The organism is Pseudoalteromonas sp. C2R02 (assembly GCF_018860845.1).
Lineage (GTDB): Bacteria > Pseudomonadota > Gammaproteobacteria > Enterobacterales > Alteromonadaceae > Pseudoalteromonas.
This window is the reverse complement of sequence record NZ_JAHKQC010000030.1, coordinates 92,397-114,897: the sequence shown is the minus strand read 5'-3', so window position 1 is coordinate 114,897 and position 22,501 is coordinate 92,397. Positions and strand designations below refer to the sequence as shown.

Annotated in this window: 18 protein-coding genes; 8 read left to right on the top strand and 10 right to left on the bottom strand. The window is 35.8% G+C overall.

Annotated elements, in window-relative coordinates; translation table 11 throughout:
- Positions 1 to 12: 12 nt before the first annotated feature.
- On the bottom strand, positions 13 to 2,268 hold the full coding sequence (gene lptD, locus KO527_RS12110) for an LPS assembly protein LptD (protein WP_216040554.1): 2,256 nt from the start codon (positions 2,266 to 2,268) through the stop codon (positions 13 to 15).
- A 149-nt stretch (positions 2,269 to 2,417) separates the two neighbouring features.
- On the opposite strand from lptD, the gene djlA reads away from it, so the two are divergent.
- On the top strand, positions 2,418 to 3,221 hold the full coding sequence (gene djlA / locus KO527_RS12105; RefSeq protein WP_216040553.1) for a co-chaperone DjlA: 804 nt from the start codon (positions 2,418 to 2,420) through the stop codon (positions 3,219 to 3,221).
- Positions 3,222 to 3,436: 215 nt separating this feature from the next.
- On the opposite strand, the gene KO527_RS12100 is transcribed toward djlA, so the two are convergent.
- From KO527_RS12100 to rapA, 4 genes are all read right to left on the bottom strand, one after another.
- Positions 3,437 to 4,297 carry a DUF3530 family protein gene (locus KO527_RS12100; RefSeq protein WP_216040552.1) on the bottom strand — a complete coding sequence of 287 codons (861 nt, stop codon included), beginning with the start codon at positions 4,295 to 4,297 and terminating at the stop codon, positions 3,437 to 3,439.
- A 61-nt stretch (positions 4,298 to 4,358) separates the two neighbouring features.
- Entirely contained in the window at positions 4,359 to 4,829 is a 471-nt protein-coding gene (locus KO527_RS12095) for an META domain-containing protein (RefSeq protein WP_216040551.1), read from the bottom strand.
- Between the two features lie 31 nt (positions 4,830 to 4,860).
- A complete protein-coding gene (gene rluA, locus KO527_RS12090) occupies positions 4,861 to 5,529 on the bottom strand; it encodes a bifunctional tRNA pseudouridine(32) synthase/23S rRNA pseudouridine(746) synthase RluA (protein ID WP_042147402.1) in 669 nt (222 codons plus the stop codon).
- Positions 5,530 to 5,644: 115 nt separating this feature from the next.
- Positions 5,645 to 8,554 (bottom strand): RNA polymerase-associated protein RapA, encoded by a 2,910-nt coding sequence (gene rapA / locus KO527_RS12085; RefSeq protein WP_216040550.1) that lies wholly within the window; start codon positions 8,552 to 8,554, stop codon positions 5,645 to 5,647.
- 166 nt (positions 8,555 to 8,720) lie between these two features.
- Between rapA and KO527_RS12080 the strand changes: the two genes are divergently transcribed.
- Entirely contained in the window at positions 8,721 to 10,118 is a 1,398-nt protein-coding gene (locus tag KO527_RS12080) for a PhoH family protein (protein ID WP_216040549.1), read from the top strand.
- A gap of 313 nt (positions 10,119 to 10,431) precedes the next feature.
- Here KO527_RS12080 and KO527_RS12075 read toward each other — a convergent pair whose 3' ends face one another.
- The 5 genes from KO527_RS12075 to KO527_RS12055 form a co-directional block, all read right to left on the bottom strand.
- Positions 10,432 to 11,244, bottom strand: coding sequence for a transporter substrate-binding domain-containing protein (locus tag KO527_RS12075; RefSeq protein ID WP_216040548.1), 813 nt, complete (start codon positions 11,242 to 11,244; stop codon positions 10,432 to 10,434).
- A gap of 61 nt (positions 11,245 to 11,305) precedes the next feature.
- Positions 11,306 to 13,246: a HAMP domain-containing sensor histidine kinase gene (locus KO527_RS12070; RefSeq protein WP_216040547.1), complete on the bottom strand. Its 1,941-nt coding sequence runs from the start codon at positions 13,244 to 13,246 to the stop codon at positions 11,306 to 11,308.
- Between the two features lie 11 nt (positions 13,247 to 13,257).
- Complete coding sequence (locus KO527_RS12065; protein WP_216040546.1) at positions 13,258 to 14,040, bottom strand: DUF4124 domain-containing protein; 783 nt, start codon at positions 14,038 to 14,040, stop codon at positions 13,258 to 13,260.
- 163 nt (positions 14,041 to 14,203) lie between these two features.
- Complete coding sequence (ettA, locus tag KO527_RS12060) at positions 14,204 to 15,877, bottom strand: energy-dependent translational throttle protein EttA (RefSeq protein WP_216040545.1); 1,674 nt, start codon at positions 15,875 to 15,877, stop codon at positions 14,204 to 14,206.
- Positions 15,878 to 15,960: 83 nt separating this feature from the next.
- Entirely contained in the window at positions 15,961 to 16,659 is a 699-nt protein-coding gene (locus tag KO527_RS12055) for a hypothetical protein (protein ID WP_216040544.1), read from the bottom strand.
- A gap of 424 nt (positions 16,660 to 17,083) precedes the next feature.
- Here KO527_RS12055 and glyA point away from each other — a divergent pair, with 424 nt between their 5' ends.
- The 6 genes from glyA to ribE all read left to right on the top strand — a co-directional run bounded on the left by glyA (position 17,084) and on the right by ribE (position 22,501).
- Positions 17,084 to 18,340 (top strand): serine hydroxymethyltransferase, encoded by a 1,257-nt coding sequence (glyA, locus tag KO527_RS12050; RefSeq protein WP_216040543.1) that lies wholly within the window; start codon positions 17,084 to 17,086, stop codon positions 18,338 to 18,340.
- 91 nt (positions 18,341 to 18,431) lie between these two features.
- Positions 18,432 to 18,881, top strand: a complete 450-nt coding sequence (nrdR, locus tag KO527_RS12045; RefSeq protein ID WP_216040542.1) for a transcriptional regulator NrdR — start codon at positions 18,432 to 18,434, stop codon at positions 18,879 to 18,881.
- 93 nt (positions 18,882 to 18,974) lie between these two features.
- Complete coding sequence (gene ribD, locus KO527_RS12040) at positions 18,975 to 20,081, top strand: bifunctional diaminohydroxyphosphoribosylaminopyrimidine deaminase/5-amino-6-(5-phosphoribosylamino)uracil reductase RibD (RefSeq protein WP_216040569.1); 1,107 nt, start codon at positions 18,975 to 18,977, stop codon at positions 20,079 to 20,081.
- Between the two features lie 13 nt (positions 20,082 to 20,094).
- Complete coding sequence (locus KO527_RS12035) at positions 20,095 to 20,778, top strand: riboflavin synthase (protein WP_216040541.1); 684 nt, start codon at positions 20,095 to 20,097, stop codon at positions 20,776 to 20,778.
- A gap of 17 nt (positions 20,779 to 20,795) precedes the next feature.
- Positions 20,796 to 21,914 carry a bifunctional 3,4-dihydroxy-2-butanone-4-phosphate synthase/GTP cyclohydrolase II gene (gene ribBA, locus KO527_RS12030; RefSeq protein WP_216040540.1) on the top strand — a complete coding sequence of 373 codons (1,119 nt, stop codon included), beginning with the start codon at positions 20,796 to 20,798 and terminating at the stop codon, positions 21,912 to 21,914.
- A gap of 122 nt (positions 21,915 to 22,036) precedes the next feature.
- Positions 22,037 to 22,501, top strand: a complete 465-nt coding sequence (ribE, locus tag KO527_RS12025; protein WP_042147445.1) for a 6,7-dimethyl-8-ribityllumazine synthase — start codon at positions 22,037 to 22,039, stop codon at positions 22,499 to 22,501.

Here is a 22,501-nt window from a genome sequence, read left to right as displayed (position 1 = left end):
TAATTTCTTGATTTAATTATTTATAAAATAAGGGCGACGGTAACCAAAAATGCCTTGTTGTAATAACTTTTTAGCATCGTAGTTACTTTTTCCACCCAGCCCTTTAAATACAAAATTCAGTCTAAATCCTGAATTAAATACTGCGTCTTGTTGTCCAAACTCTGAGTCTGATTGATTTAAATCAGTTTCTATTTGTCTATGGCCTGTGAATTGAATTGCCCAACAACATGATTCATATTGCAGTCCTGATAAAATTTCAACACTACGGTTATGCTCTAAGTCCCTTTGATAACTCGCAATAAACTGCCAATTATCAGCAATTGGAATGCTAGTAAAGGCACCCATTTGTTCAATTCTATTATCTGAGACATCATTTGCAAAGCGATGGTTCAATTGTATAAGCTGATTATTATCACCTTTATAATCTAAAGTCATATGTGATTGAACTAACTCTTTGCCTTCAACATCATATTGAATGCCAGCGCCTAAATACCATCTTCTATGCCAATGTAACATGGCTTCACCAGCAAACAAGGAATTATACGTTTTTTGTTCATCTAATTCTTGCTCTGAAGGTTTTGCAGAATCAGATAAATAAAAGGTCTGCCCAGCACTTAAACTGAATAGCTCATTGTTTTTTTCTCCAAAAATACGTGTTGTTGCACCAAATGTAATCTGATTAGCGGCTGCAATGCGGTCAACACCGGAGAATCGTTTATCACGAAATAAACCAAAGAAATCATCTTGTAACTTAGTTGTATCGTATAAACCAATATTAGATTGATCTTTTTTTGGTACGTATAAATACTGAATTTGAGGCTCTAGTACTTGATAGCCATTTTCTACTAACCAAGGTGTTTTTCTTTCTAGGTTTAGCTGTGTATGCAATCTCAGTTTAGGTAAAGTACGGCTGACACTTTTTTCAATATCAGTGCCTTCAAAGTTACCATTTTGTTGGTAATTGGTTTGTAAGAGACTTAGCTCAGATAAAAAGGACCAGCCAAATTCTTGATAATTGTAACGTGCTTTTGGCTCTATGTGTAATCTAGACGCTTCAGTGATCATTAAATCAGTATTCTGAAAATGGCTTAGCTCGCCATTTAACGTAAACTGAATATCGTTCCAATTAAAAGCTTGAATTTGATTAAAAGTAATTTGTGGCATAGCGGAGTAAGAGGCTAAATGATCGCCTAGCACTTCGAAATTTTGTACTTTTATATCTGTTTGCCACATATCACCGAAATGTGTCAGTAATCCTGTTCTATAAAGCTGAGTATCTGTTTTATTAGCAAAATCAGACTCTAAATCAGTTAAGTAGTTGTCATCACTTACATTAGTAACATCTATGCTAGCACGCCAATCATCGTTAAAGTTTGTAACTTGCTGCCAATTAAAAAGGTATCTCTCATTTAATTCTGGTTCAGATTTATCTTCATTAAGATACTCTATACCGATAGAGCCTTGGTGCTTTTCGGTTAGATAACGTACTTTGGTTTTTAATTGCACACCTTGGTTTGCCATATAGCGAGGTGTAATTGTTGCATCAACGTTTTCTGCAATGTTCCAATAGAAAGGTGCTTCAATTTCAAAACCATATTTAGAAGAGGGTCCAAAGCTTGGAATTAAAAATCCTGATTGCCTCTTATCTGAAATAGGGTACGTAAAATATGGTAAATAAAGCACTGGTGTATCGAGTACTTTTAGCGTCATACCATAAGTTTCACCCCAACCCTCTTCTTGAGATAATATTATTTGATCGGCTTCAATTGACCAGAACTCATTATCGACAGGACAAGTTGTAAAACTACCATTATTTAAGATGAATTCATTTTTATTGATTGAAAGCAGTTCTGCGCCACCACGAGCTTGTTGTTGTGTTAACTGATACTGCGCACCTAATAAGTTGATTTGAGAACTACTTAAGTCGGCATTTAAACCAGTACTGCTTATTTTTGAAATCACATCTTGATAGCTAATAGGACCTGTTGCATTAAATAATCCAAGCTGCTTATCAATTAAAGCTGACGTTGCCCTAATATTAAACTTGGCCGAATTAATATCAACATCACCTGAAAATTCAGCACTTTGAGTGCCTAATAGCTCAACATTATCTGATTTAATGTCCATGCTACCAAATTGGATGTTTTTTAAAGGAGACCAAGTATTTAACTGATTTTGAGAATGACACAACAAAGAAGCATCTTCAGCATGGCTTATCATTGGAAAACATAAGCCTGTGAGCAACAAAAGGCTCCTAGTATTGTTCATTTATTAACCTTAATGCTCAGGTGGTTAGGGAGAATTAGATATAATAAAACAATTTGGTCAAATTCTCTAATAAATGAGATTGCAAAATTAGTAAAAAATTGTATTTTACAGGGTATAAATATAAAAACTGTTAAAATAGAGGTAAAGCAATGTGGGGTAAAATACTAGGAACAGCTTTTGGCTTTTTATTTGGTAAGTTTTTAGGAGCTGCATTAGGGTTTTATCTTGGCCATATGTTTGATAAAAGTTTAAAGCAAAATTTTGATAAAGCAGGTGGATTTCAAAGCTTATTTTCAGGTGAGGATGTTCATGAACGCCAAGCTTTATTTTTTTATACCTGTTTTTCAGTAATGGGGCATATCGCAAAATCAAACGGTAGAGTAAGTGAAGTGCATATAAAAGCAGCTTCTCTTTTTATGGATGAAATGGATTTAACAGGGGAAAGTAGGCAAGAAGCAAAAGATGCTTTTGTCGCAGGCAAAGATGCTGAGTTTCCGTTAAAAGATACATTATCTGATTTTAAGGCACGTTTTGCAGGGCGTTTTGATTTATTACAGTTATTTTTAGAAATACAAATTCAGATGGCATTTAGTGATGGACACTTATCAGAAGAAGAAAAATCGCTGCTGCAAAAAGTAAGTAAACAATTAGGTATTTCAAAAACACACTTCATTTTCATTTTAAAGCGTTATCAAGCTGAATTTAACTTTAGACAAGGTCAGCAAAAATCAAACAAGCAAGCACAAACTAATAAAATGGGCCGAAAACAGGCTTTAGAGGTATTAGGTTTATCTGATACTGCAAATGAAAAAGAGATAAAAAAAGCATACCGTAAACTGATGTCACAGCATCATCCCGATAAACTAGTATCCCAAGGTTTACCTGAACATTTGATGGAAATAGCTAAAAGAAAAAGTCAAGATATTCAAGCTGCTTATGAGTACTTAAAATAATAATTCTGCTGCGCAGGTTTATTAAGGCCACTGCGTGGCAAGATACAGAGCTGTCGGTTTGGATTGATCCGTACAAGACAAAAGTAAATTTTCAAATACAAGTAAATTATGCTTGTGGCGAGTATTAAAAGGCTGGGATTATTTATTAAAAGATGCGCAGCTGAAGCCAAGCCTATAGTGTAGATACGTTAATCTATGTCCATAAAAATTGTATCTTATATTCCTATCTTAGTTAAAAACCCGTAAACCTCTTTCAGCAAACGAGCATGTTGGAGTGAGGAGTCGTTATTACCAAATAGTTCTCTTTGTCGATAATCAAGTTTATGTGCTTTTCTATTAGCTTTTTTCCTATTGGAAACCTCGGATAAAACCCAGTTATTATCATGGGTATGGTAAATATCTAGCACCGGGGCTATCACCTTAGCAATCGTATTGCTTAAATCTCTATTTAAAGCGGGATCAGGTAAAAAGCTACTTAGTAAAATGATCGCATCTACTTCTTCTTCTGGCTTAGTCGCCAAAAATTCAGCTATCATGGCTGACGTTGAACCTTGGGCTATGATAATAATAAACCCAGGATGCTCTAAGGCTTGCTGATAAATCGCTTTTATGCGGCTAGTAAGCAGTAATTTATATGTTGAAAGTTCGGCTTCAGATAATACAGGTAGATCTGGCGCATGAAATAAAGCTTCATTGGTGAGCGCTGTAGTGGTATTTAAAGGAATTTGATCGGGAACATTGAGTGCATACGATACCCAACCATAATCATTTAACTCTTTTCTAAGGTAATCTAGACCAAGTTGATTATTTGCAGGTGAGCTCCAATCGGGAAATAACAATACAACCCCTTTAGCTTGGGCGGCAGTATGATCACGATACAAAGCACTAAACTCGCTATCGCCAGCGAGTATTTGTTTTATCTCGTCACCTTGTAAATAATGATATAAATCTTGCTGATAGATACTTTCAAGCGTCGGCGGTGCTTTTACATCAATATCTTCTGATTCAGCCGCCCAAGAAGTACAGCTAATAAAAAATAAACTCAAAATGAAGATGTAAAAAGAAGTGCTTTTCAAAGTATTCCTAAATGTCATAAGGTAATATTTTATTATCGGCTTGTGATTTAAAACCTTGAAGCTAAAAATATATAGAAGCTAATTTAGCAATCACATCGTTATTTTTATTATATAAAAATAAGCTATCACCTGATATTTTATATGAGTTAACTTTTTGCAACATAGGCGCAATGCTGGTCTGTAGTTCCATGCCCTCAGTGCAAAATTTTTCGGTGGTATTTATTTTATTAAATCTAAGTGTTTGCTGTGAGGAGGTGGTATTTACACTATAAGAACCAGTAATGTGGTTACAGCCTGTGAAACCTTTTATTTTATTGTTATGACGCAATTGAATAAATGCTTCTCTTTGCCCTTCACTGACTAAAATTGTTTGCTTATTGACTTCAAGCATCTTCCAGTAAGAATTGATAAGAGGTGCGTTAGATTTGTATGACTGGGCTAACTTCGCTTCTGTTATACTCTGACAGGCACTAATAGATAAAAAGCATATAACGACTATAAGATAAGTGTAAATTTTATATATGCTTTTCATTTAATTCTCAATTACTTATATAACAGGTTAATTAGAAAGGGCTCGGTGCATTGAACTCTAAAATTTCTTCCGTTACTGGATGTCGCACAGATAAAAACTCAGCATGTAGTTGTAATCTTGGCTCAGCTTTTAAAGCATCTTCGTGAGCATAAAGTCTATCACCTAAAATGACATGCCCTTGAGATAACATATGCACTCTTAATTGATGAGAGCGACCCGTTATTGGCGTTAACGCAACACGAGTTACAGTATTGCCACAATCAAGGGTTTGAGTTGATAATACTTGCCAAAGGGTTTGTGATGGTTTGCCACGCTCAAAATCGACCATTTGCTTTGGGCGATTTGGCCAATCACAAATTAACGGTAAATCAACTAATCCAGATTCTGGTGCTAGTGCTCCCCAAACGCGTGCAATATAGCGCTTTTTCGTTTCTCTTTGCTGAAACTGGCGGCTGATATGTCTATGAGCTGGTTTATTTAACGTCATACATAATATGCCTGAAGTCGCCATATCTAAACGGTGCACTATCGTTGCTGTAGGAAAAACACGTTGAACACGTTTTTCTAAAGAGTCTGCATGTTTAGGATCTTTTCCTGGAACAGTTAATAGTTCGCTTGGTTTGTTTAATACTACTAAGTCATCATCTTGGTAGATAATTTCAAGATACGGATCTGTTGGCGGATTGTAATTAAATAACATGCAAAGCTCGTATGTAATAGGAGGGAAGTAGTAAGTTAATGCAATATTAACTTACTACGGGATCAACTTACTAATTAATTTAGTTGTACACGGATAATTTCCGTGTACGCACTGCTTAGTGTGTTACCACGATTAAGCGAATAGCATCTAATTTAAGTTGTGATTTATCTATATATGCTTCTAAATCACTTGCTTGTTTTGTAAAGAAGTTAATTTCTTCATCACGAATATTAGGATTGATTTTTTTCAATGCCGTTAATCGTTCGATCTCTTCTTTCATAGATACTTGCATTTTTGCGGTTGCCTGCTGTTTTAGTTCAGCTAACTGTAGCTCTGCTTTACCAGTCGCATTGGTGATCAAAGGGTGTACTGCACTTTGTAAAGCACCCGCAAGTTTACTTGCCGTTTGACGGCCCACAGCTGATAACTGTTGGTTAAACTGATCAAAACTGACATTACCGGCTAAATCATTACCTGTTTTATCTAAAAGTATACGAACAGGCGTTGGTGGTAAAAAGCGACCCATTTGTAAAGACTTAGGTGCACTGGCTTCAGCAATAAAAATAAGCTCTACAAAATAGTTACCTGCAGGTAGCTTTTTATTCTTTAATAAAGCAACTGAGCTTGAGCCAAAATCATCATTACAGATCATATCCATACAACCTTGCACCATAGGATGATCCCAGCTGATAAGATTAAGATCTTCTTGTGCTAAAGCGGTATCTCTATCAAATGTCACTGTCATGCCATCATCTTTTAACATTGGAAAAGACGGTGTTAGCATATGCTCAGTTGGTTTTAAGATAATCGAGTTTTCACCTTTATCTTCTTGGTTAACACCAAAGATATCGAATACTTTGATCATAAAGATCGCAAGATCTGTTTCATCATCTTTTTCTTCAATGATTTTAACCAATTCTTTTGCACGGCCTTGGCCACTTGAATGTAGCTCTAATAATCGATCTCGGCCTTGTTCCATTTTCTTTTTAAGTTGTAAGTTTTTACTTGCAGCTTGTTCAAGTAATGGAGCTAACTCATCTTCATCACAGTTATGAGCTGCAATAAATTCTAATAATTCTTCACTAAACTCTTTATACAGTAACTGACCTGTTGTTGAAGTTTGCTCAAATGCATTTAGACCTTCGTGATACCAGCGGAATAATACTTCTTGTGCGGTATTTTCAAAATAAGGTACATGAATTTTAACATCTTGAGTCTGACCTATACGGTCAAGTCGACCAATCCTTTGCTCTAACAAGTCAGGGTTTAAAGGTAAATCAAACAGTACAATGTTATGTGAGAATTGGAAGTTACGACCTTCAGAACCAATCTCAGAACATAATAATACTTGCGCAGCATCTCGGGCATCTTCAGAGAAGTAAACGGCAGCACGGTCACGCTCTAAGATGCTCATGCCTTCATGGAATACCGCTGCTTTAATAGCTTCTCGTTCTCTTAATTCTTGCTCTAAAGCCAGTGCTGTTTGTGCTTGGGCACAAATAACCAATACTTTTTCACGTTTAAGTTCTAATAGCTTATCAACTAACCAGTTTACACGTGGGTCAAATTTGGTCCAACTTGCATCACTGCCTTCAAATTCTTGGAATATTTTTTCTGGGAAAAGTGCGCGTAATGCATTTTTTTCTGGCTTTTGTACGCCGCCCATATTACCCATAACTGACATAGCAGTTGCATATTGCTTTGGCATAGCAACTGGATAAGGATGTAAAGTACGACCAGGGAATCCTTCAATGCCGCTACGGCTGTTTCTGAATAATATGCGACCTGTGCCATGGCGATCTAACAGCATATTTAAAATTTCACTGCGAGCAGATTTTTTATAAGTCTCATTGGTATTTTCAGCTTCACTTAATAAAGCTTCAATATTAGTTTCTTTTAACATTGATACTAATGTAGATTTTGAATCATTAGATAATGCTGAATCAGTTAATAATTCATTTGCTGCATCGGCAACTTCGGTATAGTGACTTTCTTCTTCTACAAATTTTTCATAATCATAAAAACGGCTCGGATCTAGCAGTTTTAATCTGGCAAAGTGACTTTCATGACCAAGTTGATCAGGTGTTGCTGTTAATAATATTAAACCATTAATATCTTGGCTTAACTCTTCAATGCGTTTGTATTCAGTACTGGGTTTGTTTTTATCCCAAATAAGGTGATGGGCTTCATCAACGATCATTAAATCCCAGTCAGCTAAAGCAGCCTGTTCAAACCAGCGTTTTTTCTTAGTTAAAAACTCTAAGCTAGTTAAGATCAGTTGTTCAGTTTCAAATGGATTTGGTGAATCTGCATAGGCTTCAGTACAACGTTCATCATCAAAAATAGAAAATTTAAGATTAAAACGGCGAAGCATTTCAACTAACCACTGATGTTGTAGGTTTTCTGGTACAACAATTAATACACGTGAAGCTAAACCACTGATAATTTGTTGATGTAAAATCATGCCAGCTTCAATGGTTTTACCTAAGCCAACTTCATCAGACAGTAATACACGTGGTGCAAATCGTTTACCAACTTCTTCAGCTATATATAATTGATGCGGGATCAAGCTTGCGCGAGGTCCAATTAAGCCCTTTAATTCAGATTGTTGGCTTTGGTACTGATACTGCCACGTATTGTATCTAAGCGTGTATCTATCAAAACGGTCAACCTGCCCAGCAAATAATCTGTCTTGTGGTTTATTAAACTTAATAAAGTGATCTAAAAATGTTTCTTTAAGTTCTGCTTTTTCATCATTATCACAACGTGTGCCGTGATAAGTTAAAATACCATTATTATCAGTGACAGATTCAACTGTTAATTCCCATTCTTCAGTAGATCGGATTTTATCCCCAAGATTAAAAGCAACACGTGTTATGGGTGCTTCTTGCATTGAATAAACGCGGCTATCGCCTGTTGCTGGAAACAATATAGAAAGATGACGCCCTTCAACGGCGACTATCGTTCCAAGTCCCAAGTCTGATTCTGTATCACTTATCCAACGCTGACCTAAGGAAAAATTCATTTATCTACTCTAATCCTACATAAAAAAGGGCGGCTATGTTAACTGCAATCGCACTGAGTTTCACTAAAAAAAAACAATTTACTGTCATAAAAAAGTAACTCATTAAAAATAGACTAAACTTTAGAGGAAAGCATAAAAATTATAGCGTAAAAAAAGGAAATCATTTATGGGAAAAAATTTATCACTTGATCATAAAATGTATGTACTTGATACCAATGTTTTACTACATGAACCGCTCGCTTTTTTATCCTTCCAAGAGCATGACGTCATTATTCCAATGACAGTATTAGAAGAATTAGATCATATAAAAGATAGAAAAAAAGACGTAAGCAGAGATGCGCGTGTCGCGATCCGAGCATTAGATGATGTATTAAGAGATGCAACCCCCGAACAAATGCTAGCGGGTGTTGATTTACCTAAGGTCAGCAATGATGACGATCAGCGTGCAGGTAAGCTAACCATAGTAAATGATCACTTATATGAAGATACCGTATCTGGGCTACCAGGTAATGAAAATGACCATCGCATTATTAATTGTGCTGTGTATCTGCAGGGTAAATATCAAAATGAAAAAGTTGTATTAGTAACCAAAGATATTAATATGCGATTAAAAGCCAAGGGAGCGGGGCTTGAGTATGTTGAAGATTATCGAACAGATCAGCTTATAGATGATATTAGTTTACTGAGTTCTGGTTATAAACGCTTAGATGGCGACTTTTGGCAACAAGTTAAAGAGTGTGAAAGTGAGCAAGTCGGCAGAGAAACATATCATACAATTCCACGCGCTTTAGTTGATGATGTTTTTATCAATGAGTACTTATTAGATGAAACAGGGCACTTTGCTGCCAGAGTTGAAAGCTTTGATGATGAACATATTAAACTATTAGATTTAGGTGTTGAGCGATTAATGTCGCGCATGGCATGGGGAATACGCGCTAAAAATGTATATCAGTCTATGGCATTACAAGCGTTACTTGACCCAGATATAGAGTTGGTTATTTTAACTGGTCCAGCAGGTTGCGGTAAAACATTATTAGCGTTGGCTAGTGCTTTAGAGTTAGTAATAGAGCAAGGTATGTACGATAAAGTCATCGTTACCAGAAATACGCCTGAAATCGCAGAGTCAATTGGTTTTTTACCAGGAACAGAAGAGGAGAAAATGGCTCCTTGGCTAGCTGCGATCACTGATTCATTAGAGGTATTACATAAAGGAGATGAAAACCCTGTTTCAAGCCGTAATTACATTATGGAAAAAGCCAACATTCAGTTTAAGAGCATTAACTTTATGCGAGGACGTAGTATTCAAAATGCAATTGTGATTTTAGATGAAAGTCAAAATTTAACAGCATCACAACTTAAAACGATTATTACCCGCTGTGGTGAAGGCACCAAACTAATTTGTTCCGGTAATTTAGCACAAATAGATAGTAATTATTTAACTGCAGTGACCTCAGGTTTAACTTATTTAGTGGAGCGATTTAAAAACTTTGAAGGGAGTGCAACGGTTAATCTCAATGGCGTTGTAAGAAGTCGTTTAGCTTCATTTGCAGAAGAAAATCTTTGATTTAAAACATGTAATCTTTTTAAACACGCTTACTTATGTAAGCGTGTTTTATACCCAAACCACTTCAATATGTAGAATTCAGTTGGAGTTAGAAGCGCTTTAGGCAAGACATTGATTGCAAAGAATGCTGTTCCCTTTTTAAAAATCAAAAACGCAGCATAAAGCGATTCTAAACCAACCCTACGGGGACTGCAGAGCAATTCATGCTCGTTGTTCCATCTTCTTTTAAGGGAGTAACCATTAACACAAAGGTGCGCCTAGAGCATGAATTGCTTAGAAGTCCTGAAACTCACATATTGAAGAGGCTTGGGTATTATAACGAAAGCTTGTTTTGCCACTTGTTTAAAAGTTTGTCATAGCGGCCATCTGACATGACGAGATCTCTCGCTGTGATAAATTTTTGTACGATACTGTCGTTTGTTTGAAAATTAAAAGCGTAATGCAGTGCGTAATCTTTATTGGGAATGGGGATTTCATAGATGCTTTTTAATTTATTTGAGTTTGAATTATTTTGCAAATAAAGTTCAAAATAACCTTGATATCCAGCTACAAAATCAGCTCTACCATGCAACATTAATTGAATTGATTGTTCCCAATCAGCGGCTTGCAAAACTTGCTTTTTAGGCCAGTGATATTTATCAAGCAGCATTTCAGTTAAGGCATCATTTCTAATTGAACTTACATTATATTGCTTTAAATCATTGAGTGTCTTCACATCATATTGATTTTCTTTTAACGCTAAAAACTCAATTTTAAAGTCTTTTTTATTACTCCAAGGATCTTGTGAATTTTTAAATACAGGTCCAGCCCATTTAAATTGCTTTTCTCTTTTTTTTGTCTTTCTCATACCAAAAATAAGTGTATTGGGTGTTGTTATTGCGGTTTTATAGGCTCTTGCCCAAGGTATAATAATGATTTGTTTGTCTAATTGGGCTTGTTCGAAAATAAGGTTAGTTAACTCAATTAAAAAACCATCAAATTTACCATCACCTAATACAATGGCGTTAGGTGGATAATCTTCGGTAACAGCTAATATTTTAGGTGTGGCATGGGCGGAAAAAGGATTAAAAGATATACACAATAGAATTGAAAGTGATGTAATAAAATTCCATTTTTTAATTAACATATATCTATATTATCTTTTTATTATTTGTACCTGACACTATAACGCATATTTTAAAAGATAATCAATGAGGTAAACATAAAGTAATAGATGTGCCATTTTGCTTGTTAGTTTTCACAGATAAAGTGCCATAAAGAGATTGAGTAACAATGATATAGACGATATGCATACCTAAGCCTATTTTTCCTTTATTTCGCGCTGTAGTATAAAAGGGGTCAAAAATATTTTTTGTCTCTTCATCAGTAAGCCCTCGGCCATTATCTTGAATTTCAATACAGGTGTCATTCTCATCTTGTTGAATACTGATATGTATAGTGCCTGTATGGTTATTAAGGCCATGAGAAATACAGTTATCTATAATATTATTAAAAATGAACTCTAATAATTGTCGATCTGTTTTGATTGTAACCTCAGTATTAGTCGGTAATTCAAAGCAAATGTTATTATTGTTTGATGGAATTTTTTTAATTAACTGCTCACAAAATAAGTTGAAGTTAATATCTTCTAAAACATCTACTTTATGGTAGCTGTTGAGTTGTTTGAATGTCTCTATTAATCCAGAGCAGCGATTTAAATTTTTATCAATAAGTAAGCTACTCTCACTTGCCATGGCTATCATTTGCTCAAAATCTTCTTTGGTAATTGAACCTTTTAGGTATTTTTCTTGGTAAGATTTAAACTGTGAACTCATATGTGAACTAGATGTAATTGCAATACCTAAAGGGGTATTCATTTCATGAGCAACGCCAGAAATAAGCCTTCCCATAGAGGCCATTTTTTCTGCTTCTACCAGTTTATTTTGATTTTCACGAAGCTGGTTTGCCATTTTATTAAAAGCAGAAAATACATGCTGCATTTCATCGTGGGTTTGATAGGTAATTTGTATCTTGAGGTCGCCATCAGCAAGTTGTTGTGCTTTTGATGAAAACTGAGAAATCGTATTTTGCAGAGAATAATAAACACCCACAACTAAGTAAGTGACAAATAAATATAATAATATGGAAAAAGACAGAAATAAAAGAAGCTTATGCTCTTGCTGTTTTATATGTTCTTCTAATTTATCTTCCACTAATGGAATAATTTTTTGACTGAACTGATAAACAGTGATCAGGCTGCTACTGCTGTAGCTGAAAAACTCTTGCCAGTTAACCTTTACTGCCTCGGCTTCAATTATATTGATATAAAAGTAGTCCATGAGTTCATGGCTTTTATCAATTGTATTATCGATATAACTCGCAAGTTCCGTGTTATCTTCTAAGGCTGTATCTTTTACAAAAGCCATACTGTATTCGGCTAAAGACGTTGCTTGAATCAAATCGTCATAAACTTGGTCAAGTAAGGTGTAAGAATGAAAATCAATAGAAGGCATACTCAGTGCATAACTGCCATAAGCTCTTAATCTTCCCAAATTGCGATTTAATAAAGGAATATCATTTAGTAGCATATTTATTAAAAAGAAGTTTGTTAAATTAGGGTCGTGGGCTAACTTACTGTCGTAGGTTATGGCTCTTACTAAAATTTCCATTTCTTGCACTATTTCATCATAATGAAAAAATTGAATATTAGGCCCGCCTTGAACACCTGCAGTTGTGTTAGATAACACCTGCCAGCGTCGATTTATTTTATCTACTTGGGCTTGTATTTTGTCACTGTCTAAATGGTTTTGAATTAAAAAGTTTTTTAATTCAGATAATGACTGGTCAACAAGGTTTTTTTTATCATTTGCAATGACTTTTATTGTAGGGGAGGAATTAACGCGCTGTAACATGGCGTAATCTCTAAAATCAGCTACCCAGAAGAGTAACTCATATGTGTACTTTACAACTTCTAAGCCTTTAAGCTCTATTTTTGATGTTTTTATATTATTTTGAACTTCATCAACTAAAGCAAAGCCTAAAACAGCTAAAGGAAGGCTAAATATGATAATTATCATGGTAAATTTAACTGTAAAAGTTAAATTGCTCATCAATTTAACAGCAGGCTTAAATATAAAAGGTGTAGCCATCTCTCATCCTTTTAATTTTCTTGTAGTTTTTTTATTTGAAGATTACGCAACTTAGTTTTGTGTTGAGAAATCATATTTCTATATTTTTTTTTAGTTAAATCCAACTCCACGCTAAGTTGCATTTTACTGGTGGCGCTTAATTTACCAGAAACTTGTTTCTGTTTTACTTTTCTAACTTGGTTAATGAGTTGCTTTTCTAAAGATTTAATTTGTTTTTCAACCTGTTTGATTTGTTGAATATATTTTTGTTTTTGACTTACTCTATCGATATAAGCATCAGGTTTACTGTTTGTTTGCTGAGTGTGAGATGCTTGTACTTTTTGATTTAAAGCAATAGAGACTTCTTTTTTTAATTTACTAATTTTACGTTTAGCTGCATAAATTTTATTTTTATAAAGCTTGTTAACACTCATAACAGCCTTTTGTTTCGCGATTTTGATATGGTTCTTATCCATTTTTTGCTGGCGTGCTAAGGTGACTTCTTTGTCTATATTGAGTAAATCAGCAGTTTTTTGTTGGTTTAAAAATTTAATGCGTCTTTCAAGTATTTGAATGTCGCGTTTAAGCTCGTCAATTTTTACATAACCAACCATATTTTTAACGCTACTACCGTAACTTGTATGAGAGTTATGCCTGAGTACTGGTGGGGGAGTTAAGTCTATTTCTTCAGATTCATTACCACAGGGGCTTTCGCTAAACATGATAGTGCCATTTACCACACATTTATAAATTGCAGCATCACTGGCATTGCTTGAAAGCAAAATGACAAAGAAAATAAAGGGTTTTATTTTCATAGGCAATTCAAGACCTGTTTAGCAAAGACCGTAAATAAAAGCTTAGCAGTTAGATTTTAAATTGCTGAATTTTACTGTGTAGATGTTAAAAAAGTTTTTACACTTTTAGATATAAAAAAACCCCATAAATGGGGTTTTAAATAATTTGTGTATAAAAAAATGTTTAGCCTATTTTTTTATACTTAATACGCTTAGGTTGCGCAGCTTCTGCACCATAAGTTTTCTTGAACCAAGCTTCATATTCAGTGTAGTTACCTTCGTAGAAGTTGATTTGACCTTCATCACGGTAATCAAGAATATGTGTTGCGATGCGATCTAAGAACCAACGGTCATGCGAGATACACATGATACAACCAGGGAATTCTAAAATTGCATTCTCAAGGGCACGTAAAGTTTCGATATCTAAGTCATTGGTAGGCTCATCCAGTAGGATAAAGTTACCGCCGGCTTTCAATAATTTTGCTAAGTGTAAACGGTTGCGCTCACCACCAGATAAATCTTTAACAAACTTTTGCTGGTCATTACCTTTAAAGTTAAAACGACTTACATAAGCGCGGCTTGGTATTTCAAAGTTACCAATTTTTAAGATATCTTGACCGTCTGATAATTCTTCATAAACTGTTTTTGAACCATCTAAATCATCACGGAATTGATCTACAGTTGCTAATTGAACGGTTTCACCTACTACGATGTCACCAGAGTCAGCTTTCTCATCTTGATTTAGCATTCTGAATAAAGTTGATTTACCTGCACCATTGGCACCGATAATACCAACGATAGCACCTTTAGGTACTGTAAAGCTTAAATCATCAATTAATAAACGATCACCGTAGCTCTTTTTCAAGTTAGATACTTCAAGTACTTTATCACCTAAGCGAGGGCCTGCAGGAATAAACAGCTCGTTAGTTTCATTACGCTTTTGGTAATCGGATTGTTGCATTTCAGTAAAGTTAGCCATACGCGCTTTAGATTTTGCTTGGCGACCTTTTGGATTTGAGCGTACCCATTCAAGTTCTTGTGCAATTGATTTTTGACGTGCCTTTTCAGATTTAGCTTCTTGTTGTAAGCGGGCATCTTTTTGTTCAAGCCAAGAAGAGTAGTTACCTTCCCATGGAATACCTTCACCACGGTCAAGCTCTAAAATCCAACCTGCTACATTATCAAGGAAGTATCTATCATGGGTGATAGCCACAACTGTACCTTCATAATCATGTAAAAATTTCTCTAACCAAGCAACTGACTCTGCATCAAGGTGGTTAGTTGGTTCATCAAGAAGTAGCATATCTGGTTTTTCTAATAATAAACGACAGATCGCAACACGACGACGTTCACCACCAGAAAGTACTGATACTTTTTGATCCCATTCAGGTAAACGTAATGCATCAGCAGCACGCTCTAGTGCGTTATCTAAATTATGACCGTCGCCAGCTTGAATGATTGCTTCTAATTCACCTTGCTCTTTTGCTAAAGCATCAAAGTCAGCGCCTTCAGCAGCATATTCGTTATAAACTTCATCAAGACGTGTTAGTGCGTTTTTAACATCACTAACAGCTTCTTCAACAACTTCACGTACCGTTTTGCTTTCATCAAGCTTAGGTTCCTGTGGTAAGTAGCCGATTTTGGTATCAGGGAATGCATTTGCATCGCCTTCAAATTCTTTATCAACACCCGCCATGATGCGTAAAAGGGTAGATTTACCTGCACCATTTAGACCTAATACGCCAATTTTTGCACCTGGGAAAAATGACAGAGAAATATCTTTTAAAATAGTACGCTTTGGTGGCACTACTTTACTTACGCGGTGCATTGAAAAAATAAACTTATCTGGTAATGGCATTACAAGACCTTTTTATTAGAGGAAAATGAATATTGTCGATATTTTAGATTAATATGACGTAATTAAGCAAACATGTATGCATGTTAAAGTGAGTTACTTTGTTTTTCGACAAATAAAATCACTTTTCCTTGAGAGTTCGTTGATTGGCTACTACCAAATTTTTTATGCCAAGGCGCATTTTTAAGTTGGTGTTCAAATAAATGAGGGGTTTCAAATTTATCACTTATATCGTAGTTAATTTTACAAAGTGTTTGGCGACAATCAATGTTATTTAGTGTGATATGTTCGAGGTAGTCATGGGTAGCAAAAAAATCTTGGATTTGAGTTTCTGTTTGTTCTGCCCAGTTAGAATCTCTATTTTGTGCTAAATGCTGCTCGGCAAAGTGATTATCATTTGGTTTTTGAAGCTTTTTCATAATTGCATTTAGTTGCTGGTGGGCATCAAGTTCAATTTCTTTTACTCGTTTTTCTAATTCGCTCATGACGCCAGCTGTTATTTCTGCTATTTCGGTTTTATGAGTCTCGCGTTCATCTGCTAATTTTTGTTCCAACATTGATATTTTCTCTAATAAAGCTTGTTCATTAGTTGCATTATTTAGTGGTTGCGTCATTTCGCTTGGCTGTTCTATTTTGAGAGAAGGCGCTATCTGGCGCTCAATTTTGTTAACTGGTGTTTCTGCTAAGTTATTATCAAATACATAATAATAAATTGGTGCACTGAACAGTGCGCCGCAAATGAAAGGTATTGTTGTTTTTAGCATGAAAAGTACGTTTAGTATCATATATTGCACTTTATAAAATAACTGATTTAGCTATTAATAAACAGTACCGGTTAGAGGTGTGCATAGAGACTATTGCTGAACAATTCCTTTGCAGGATTATATTTAGATACATTAACTACCTACCGTATTGTACAGAGCGTTTTATGAAATTAATTTACAAAAAATGAAGAGGGAATAGCGAGTCATCTCAATAACAACAATAAAACATTAATTTTATAAATGTTAGTTTGTTATTTATTTGTTTTTTTTATGTAAGTGATAAAAAAACATCATATCAAAAGCACTGTGAAAATTTTTCAATCCCTGTTTAAATATACTCACTTAATCCATATGTACTTGCTATGGGCAAACGCATATAAAATGCGTACAATAGCGCCTCAAACTTCGTACATATTTGCACCTTTATCTTTTATTAGGAGATACCATGTTAGAACGTAACATGAACATAGCTGACTTCGATTCTGAGTTATTCGATGCCATTCAAAAAGAAACCGCTCGTCAAGAAGAGCATATTGAACTAATCGCATCAGAAAACTACTGTAGCCCGCGTGTTCTTGAAGCACAAGGTTCTCAGTTAACTAATAAATATGCTGAAGGTTACCCAGGTAAGCGTTACTACGGTGGTTGTGAGCATGTTGATGTTGTTGAGCAGTTAGCAATTGATCGTGCTAATGAGTTATTTGGTTCTGAATACGCAAACGTACAACCACATGCTGGTTCTCAAGCAAATGCAGCTGTTTTCTTGGCTTTATTAGAAGCTGGCGATACTGTTTTAGGTATGAGCCTTGCTCACGGTGGTCACTTAACTCACGGTTCTCACGTTAGTTTCTCAGGTAAATTATACAATGCTGTTCAGTACGGACTAAATGAAGCAACTGGCGAAATCGATTACGCACAAGTTGAAGCATTAGCATTAGAGCATAAGCCAAAAATGATCATCGGTGGTTTTTCTGCATATTCAGGTATCGTAGATTGGGCTAAGTTCCGTGAAATCGCTGATAAAGTAGGTGCTTACTTATTCGTTGATATGGCTCACGTTGCTGGTCTTATTGCTGCAGGTGTTTACCCTAATCCAGTTGAGCATGCTCACGTTGTAACAACTACAACACATAAAACATTAGCTGGTCCACGTGGCGGTTTAATCATCTCAGCATGTGGCGATGAAGCTATCTACAAAAAATTAAACAGTGCAGTTTTCCCTGGTGGCCAAGGTGGACCTTTATGTCACATCATCGCTGCTAAAGCGGTTGCTTTTAAAGAAGCTTTACAACCTGAATTTAAAACTTACCAAGCGCAAGTTGTTAAAAATGCACAGGCTATGGTTGCTGTTTTACAAGAACGTGGCTACAAAGTTGTTTCTGGTAAAACTGAAAACCACTTATTCTTATTAGACCTGATTGATAAAGATATCACAGGTAAAGATGCTGATGCTGCTTTAGGTAATGCAAACATTACTGTAAACAAAAACTCAGTACCTAACGATCCACGTTCTCCGTTTGTTACTTCAGGTTTACGTATCGGTTCTCCTGCGATCACGCGTCGCGGTTTTAAAGAAGCTGAATCTAAAGAACTTGCTGGCTGGATCTGTGACGTTTTAGATAATATCGAAGATGTTACTGTTCAAGCTGACGTAAAAGAAAAAGTTAAAGCTATCTGTGCAAAACTTCCGGTTTATGCATAATTAGCAATAGCTATGTTATTATAAGGCCGCTTTTTAGCGGCCTTATTTGTTTCTAGGGTTTTATTTATTATCAAAGTTGAGAATTTTTATTATGTACTGCCCATTTTGTTCAGCAAAAGATACTAAGGTGATTGACTCTCGTTTGGTAGGTAATGGCCATCAAGTACGTCGTCGTCGCGAATGTAATGATTGTCATGAACGTTATACGACATTTGAAACTGCTGAATTGGTGATGCCACGTGTCGTAAAGCAAGATGGTAGCAGGGAACCGTTTAATGAAGATAAATTATTAAATGGACTCAATCGTGCGCTAGAAAAAAGACCTGTCAGTACACAACAAGTAGATGATGTCGTACATGCAATAAAATCTCGGTTAAGAGCCACAGGTGAAAGAGAAATATCAAGTCACTTAGTTGGTGAATTTATTATGGATTCATTAAAAAAATTAGATAAAGTAGCTTATGTACGTTTTGCTTCTGTTTATCGCTCATTTGAAGATATCAAAGAGTTTGGTGAAGAAATTGCGCGCTTAGGCGAATAAATTTGCTACACAAATTTATTTAATGCCACTTAGTGGCAATGATTTTGTTAGGAATGATAAAAAGTGCAGTTTACTCCTGAAGACCATATTTACATGGCCAGAGCTATTGAACTGGCAAAAAAAGGTCGTTATACCACTACACCTAACCCAAATGTGGGTTGTGTTTTAGTTAAAAATAATCAAGTTGTTGGCGAAGGCTATCATGTTAAAGCCGGGCAAGGGCATGCGGAAGTCAACGCCATTGCTATGGCGGGTGACAAAACTCAAGGTGCGACGGCTTATGTCACTTTAGAGCCTTGTAGTCATTATGGGCGTACGCCGCCTTGTGCTGAAGGTTTAAAAAAAGCAGGTGTTATAAAAGTTATAGCAGCTATGGTTGATCCTAATCCACAAGTAAGTGGAAAAGGCTTGGCAATATTAGAGCAAGCTGGTATTGAAACCGCGTATGGTTTAATGGAGCAAGAAGCGATAGCACTTAACCCAGGTTTTTTAACAAGAATGAAAACAGAAAAACCCTTTGTTACTTGTAAGCTTGCATCTAGCCTAGATGGTAAAACTGCTTTAAAAAATGGTCAAAGTAAGTGGATCACCAGCTCTGATGCACGTAAAGATGTGCAAAATTTAAGAGCCCAAAGTTGTGCAATATTAACGGGTGCGGATACTGTGATTGTTGATAATGCTAAAATGAATGTGCGTTATGAAGAATTAAAAAATACAGATTTTTCTCAGTTAGATATAAATGAAAGTGAGTTACGACAGCCAATACGCATTGTAATTGACTCGCAAAACAGATTAACGCCCTGTTTAGCTTTTTTTGAAATTGAGAGCCCAGTAATTATTTTAACAACTAAGCTTGATAATTCTATACAATGGCCACACTTTGTAACTCATATGCTCGTGCCTGAATGTGATGGAAAAGTAGATTTAAATATTGCATTAACACTGTTGGCTTCTCACAATATTAATAATCTCTTTTTAGAGGCTGGCCATACATTAGCAGGTAAATTTGCAGAATTAGATTTAGTTGATCAATATATTTTTTATATTGCACCTAAATTATTGGGTGATTGCAGTAAAGGTCTGGTTAACTTACCTGAATTTAAAAATATGTCTCAGGTTACTCAGCTTAAATTTTCTGATGTCACTATGATAGGTGACGATATACGAATCACGGCCTCTTCTAAAAAAGAAGTCGGCTAAATAAGGTAAAACCATGTTTACAGGTATTGTTGAAGCAACGGGTCGTATTGCTGCCTTACAAAATAAAGGCGGTGACTTAGCTGTTACTATTTATACAGACACACTTGATTTTAGTGATGTAAAGTTAGGTGATAGCATAGCAACAAATGGCGTATGTTTGACCGTTGTTTCATTACAACAAAATACATTTAGCGCTGATGTTTCAAAAGAAACATTAGAGTTAACAGGCTTTGCACATTATAAAATGGGGCAAAAAGTAAATTTAGAAAAAGCACTTACACCTAGCTCTAGATTAGGCGGTCATTTAGTGTCAGGTCATATTGATGGTATTGCAAAAATCGTTGCAGTGGAACAAAATGCACGCGCAACCGATTATTGGTTATCAGCACCTAGTCAGCTTTTAAAGTATATTCCTTATAAAGGTTCAGTATGTATTGATGGGATCAGTTTAACCGTTAATGCAGCCCCTGATGAAGAAACAAATAATCGTTTTAAGTTAACTATCGTGCCACATACTGCAGAGCAAACAACGATTGCTGATTTTGAAGTCGGTACATCGGTTAATTTAGAAGTTGATCAACTTGCAAGATATTTAGAAAGATTGATCTTAGCACCAAAAACAGAACACAATGCACCCAAAAGTGCCCCAGACAACGTATCGCTTGATCTATTAGCTCAAGCTGGCTTTATCAAATAAGAAGTAGCGAGTTACCAATGAATCTAAACAGTGCAGCAGAAATAATAGAAGATATTCGACTAGGAAAAATGGTTATCCTTATGGATGACGAAGATAGAGAAAATGAAGGTGATTTAATCATGGCATCAGAGCATATTAGTGCAGATGCAATCAACTTTATGGCAACTCATGGTCGAGGTTTAATTTGTTTAACATTAACACAAGACCGTTGTGAACAGCTTAAATTACCATTAATGGTAAGCCAAAATGGCGCAGCTTTCTCTACAAACTTTACAATGTCAATTGAAGCATCAAAAGGTGTAACAACAGGTATTTCTGCAGCAGATCGTGCTCGTACAGTACAAGCTGCCATTGCAAAAGGCGCAGTGCCAGAAGATATCGTACAACCTGGTCATATTTTTCCAATTATGGCGCAAGCTGGTGGCGTTTTAACACGTGCTGGACACACTGAAGCTGGCTGTGATATTGCACGTTTGGCGGGCTGTGAGCCATCATCTGTTATTGTTGAGATACTTAATGCAGATGGCACTATGGCACGACGTTCTGATTTAGAGATCTTTGCTAAAGAACACGATCTTAAAATTGGTACTATTGCTGACTTAATTGAATATCGTAACTTAAATGAAGCGACAATCGAGCGTGTTGCTAAATGTAAATTACCAACTGAATATGGTGACTTTGATCTGGTAACTTACCAGGATACGATCGACAACCAATTACATTATGTATTACTTAATGGTGAAGTAAAACAAGATGAATCAACTTTAGTTCGTGTGCATTTACAAAGTACTTTTAATGATGTTTTACAATCGGATCGTGTTGCTGATCGCAGCTGGACACTTAATTCTGCTATGAAATATATTGCAGAACAAGGTGGTGCTTTAGTGATATTAGGTCGCCAAGAATCAACTGATGAGCTAACAAATATCGTAAAATCTTTTGAAGCACAAGACAAAGGTGAGTCAGGTCAGTTACAAAAATTCCAAGGTACATCACGTACTGTGGGTGTGGGTTCTCAAATCTTAGCTGATTTAGGCATTCATAAAATGCGCTTAATGAGCTTACCTAAAAAATATCATGCTATTTCAGGTTTTGGCTTAGAAGTAGTTGAATATGTTGAGCCTCCAAAAGCTTAATCTTTATTAGATAAAAATTTAAACGGCTAATTTAAATTCAGCCGTTTTTTTGTGTTACAATGCGCGCCAGATTATTTATAGCGCTATCGCGCTAGCTATAAACCCAATTTCAGAGGTTATAAATGAAAATTATTGAAGGCAATATGCAGTGCCCAGGCAAAAAATTTGCCATTGTTATTTCTCGTTTTAATGATTTTATCGGAAGTAGTTTATTGCAAGGTGCGGTAGACGTATTAAAACGCACTGGTAATGTAAGTGACGACGATATTACAGTTGTTTATGTACCAGGTGCTGTAGAGCTTCCATTAGCTGCACAACGTGTCGCAGCTAAAAAAGAATATGATGCAATAATTGCATTAGGTGTAGTGATCCGAGGTGGCACACCACATTTCGATTTAGTAGCTGGTGAGTCAAATAAAGGCTTAGCGCAAGTATCTCTAAACTATGATATTCCTGTTGCATTTGGTGTACTAACAACAGAAAGCATAGAGCAAGCGATTGAGCGTGCAGGTACTAAAATGGGCAACAAAGGTGGCGAAGCTGCTTTAGGTGCGCTAGAAATGGTTAATGTATTAGATAAAATTTAA

Bases quoted from the DNA above. Each gene is read 5' to 3' on its own strand.
- glyA (WP_216040543.1), top strand. From the start codon at position 17,084: ATGTTAGAACGTAACATGAACATAGCTGACTTCGATTCTGAGTTATTC.
- KO527_RS12070 (WP_216040547.1), bottom strand. From the start codon at position 13,246: ATGGCTACACCTTTTATATTTAAGCCTGCTGTTAAATTGATGAGCAAT.
- ribE (WP_042147445.1), top strand. From the start codon at position 22,037: ATGAAAATTATTGAAGGCAATATGCAGTGCCCAGGCAAAAAATTTGCC.
- nrdR (WP_216040542.1), top strand. From the start codon at position 18,432: ATGTACTGCCCATTTTGTTCAGCAAAAGATACTAAGGTGATTGACTCT.
- KO527_RS12080 (WP_216040549.1), top strand. From the start codon at position 8,721: ATGGGAAAAAATTTATCACTTGATCATAAAATGTATGTACTTGATACC.
- djlA (WP_216040553.1), top strand. From the start codon at position 2,418: ATGTGGGGTAAAATACTAGGAACAGCTTTTGGCTTTTTATTTGGTAAG.
- KO527_RS12065 (WP_216040546.1), bottom strand. From the start codon at position 14,040: ATGAAAATAAAACCCTTTATTTTCTTTGTCATTTTGCTTTCAAGCAAT.
- rluA (WP_042147402.1), bottom strand. From the start codon at position 5,529: ATGTTATTTAATTACAATCCGCCAACAGATCCGTATCTTGAAATTATC.
- ribD (WP_216040569.1), top strand. From the start codon at position 18,975: ATGGCCAGAGCTATTGAACTGGCAAAAAAAGGTCGTTATACCACTACA.
- ribBA (WP_216040540.1), top strand. From the start codon at position 20,796: ATGAATCTAAACAGTGCAGCAGAAATAATAGAAGATATTCGACTAGGA.
- KO527_RS12055 (WP_216040544.1), bottom strand. From the start codon at position 16,659: ATGATACTAAACGTACTTTTCATGCTAAAAACAACAATACCTTTCATT.
- KO527_RS12095 (WP_216040551.1), bottom strand. From the start codon at position 4,829: ATGAAAAGCATATATAAAATTTACACTTATCTTATAGTCGTTATATGC.
- KO527_RS12075 (WP_216040548.1), bottom strand. From the start codon at position 11,244: ATGTTAATTAAAAAATGGAATTTTATTACATCACTTTCAATTCTATTG.
- lptD (WP_216040554.1), bottom strand. From the start codon at position 2,268: ATGAACAATACTAGGAGCCTTTTGTTGCTCACAGGCTTATGTTTTCCA.
- ettA (WP_216040545.1), bottom strand. From the start codon at position 15,877: ATGCCATTACCAGATAAGTTTATTTTTTCAATGCACCGCGTAAGTAAA.
- KO527_RS12035 (WP_216040541.1), top strand. From the start codon at position 20,095: ATGTTTACAGGTATTGTTGAAGCAACGGGTCGTATTGCTGCCTTACAA.
- rapA (WP_216040550.1), bottom strand. From the start codon at position 8,554: ATGAATTTTTCCTTAGGTCAGCGTTGGATAAGTGATACAGAATCAGAC.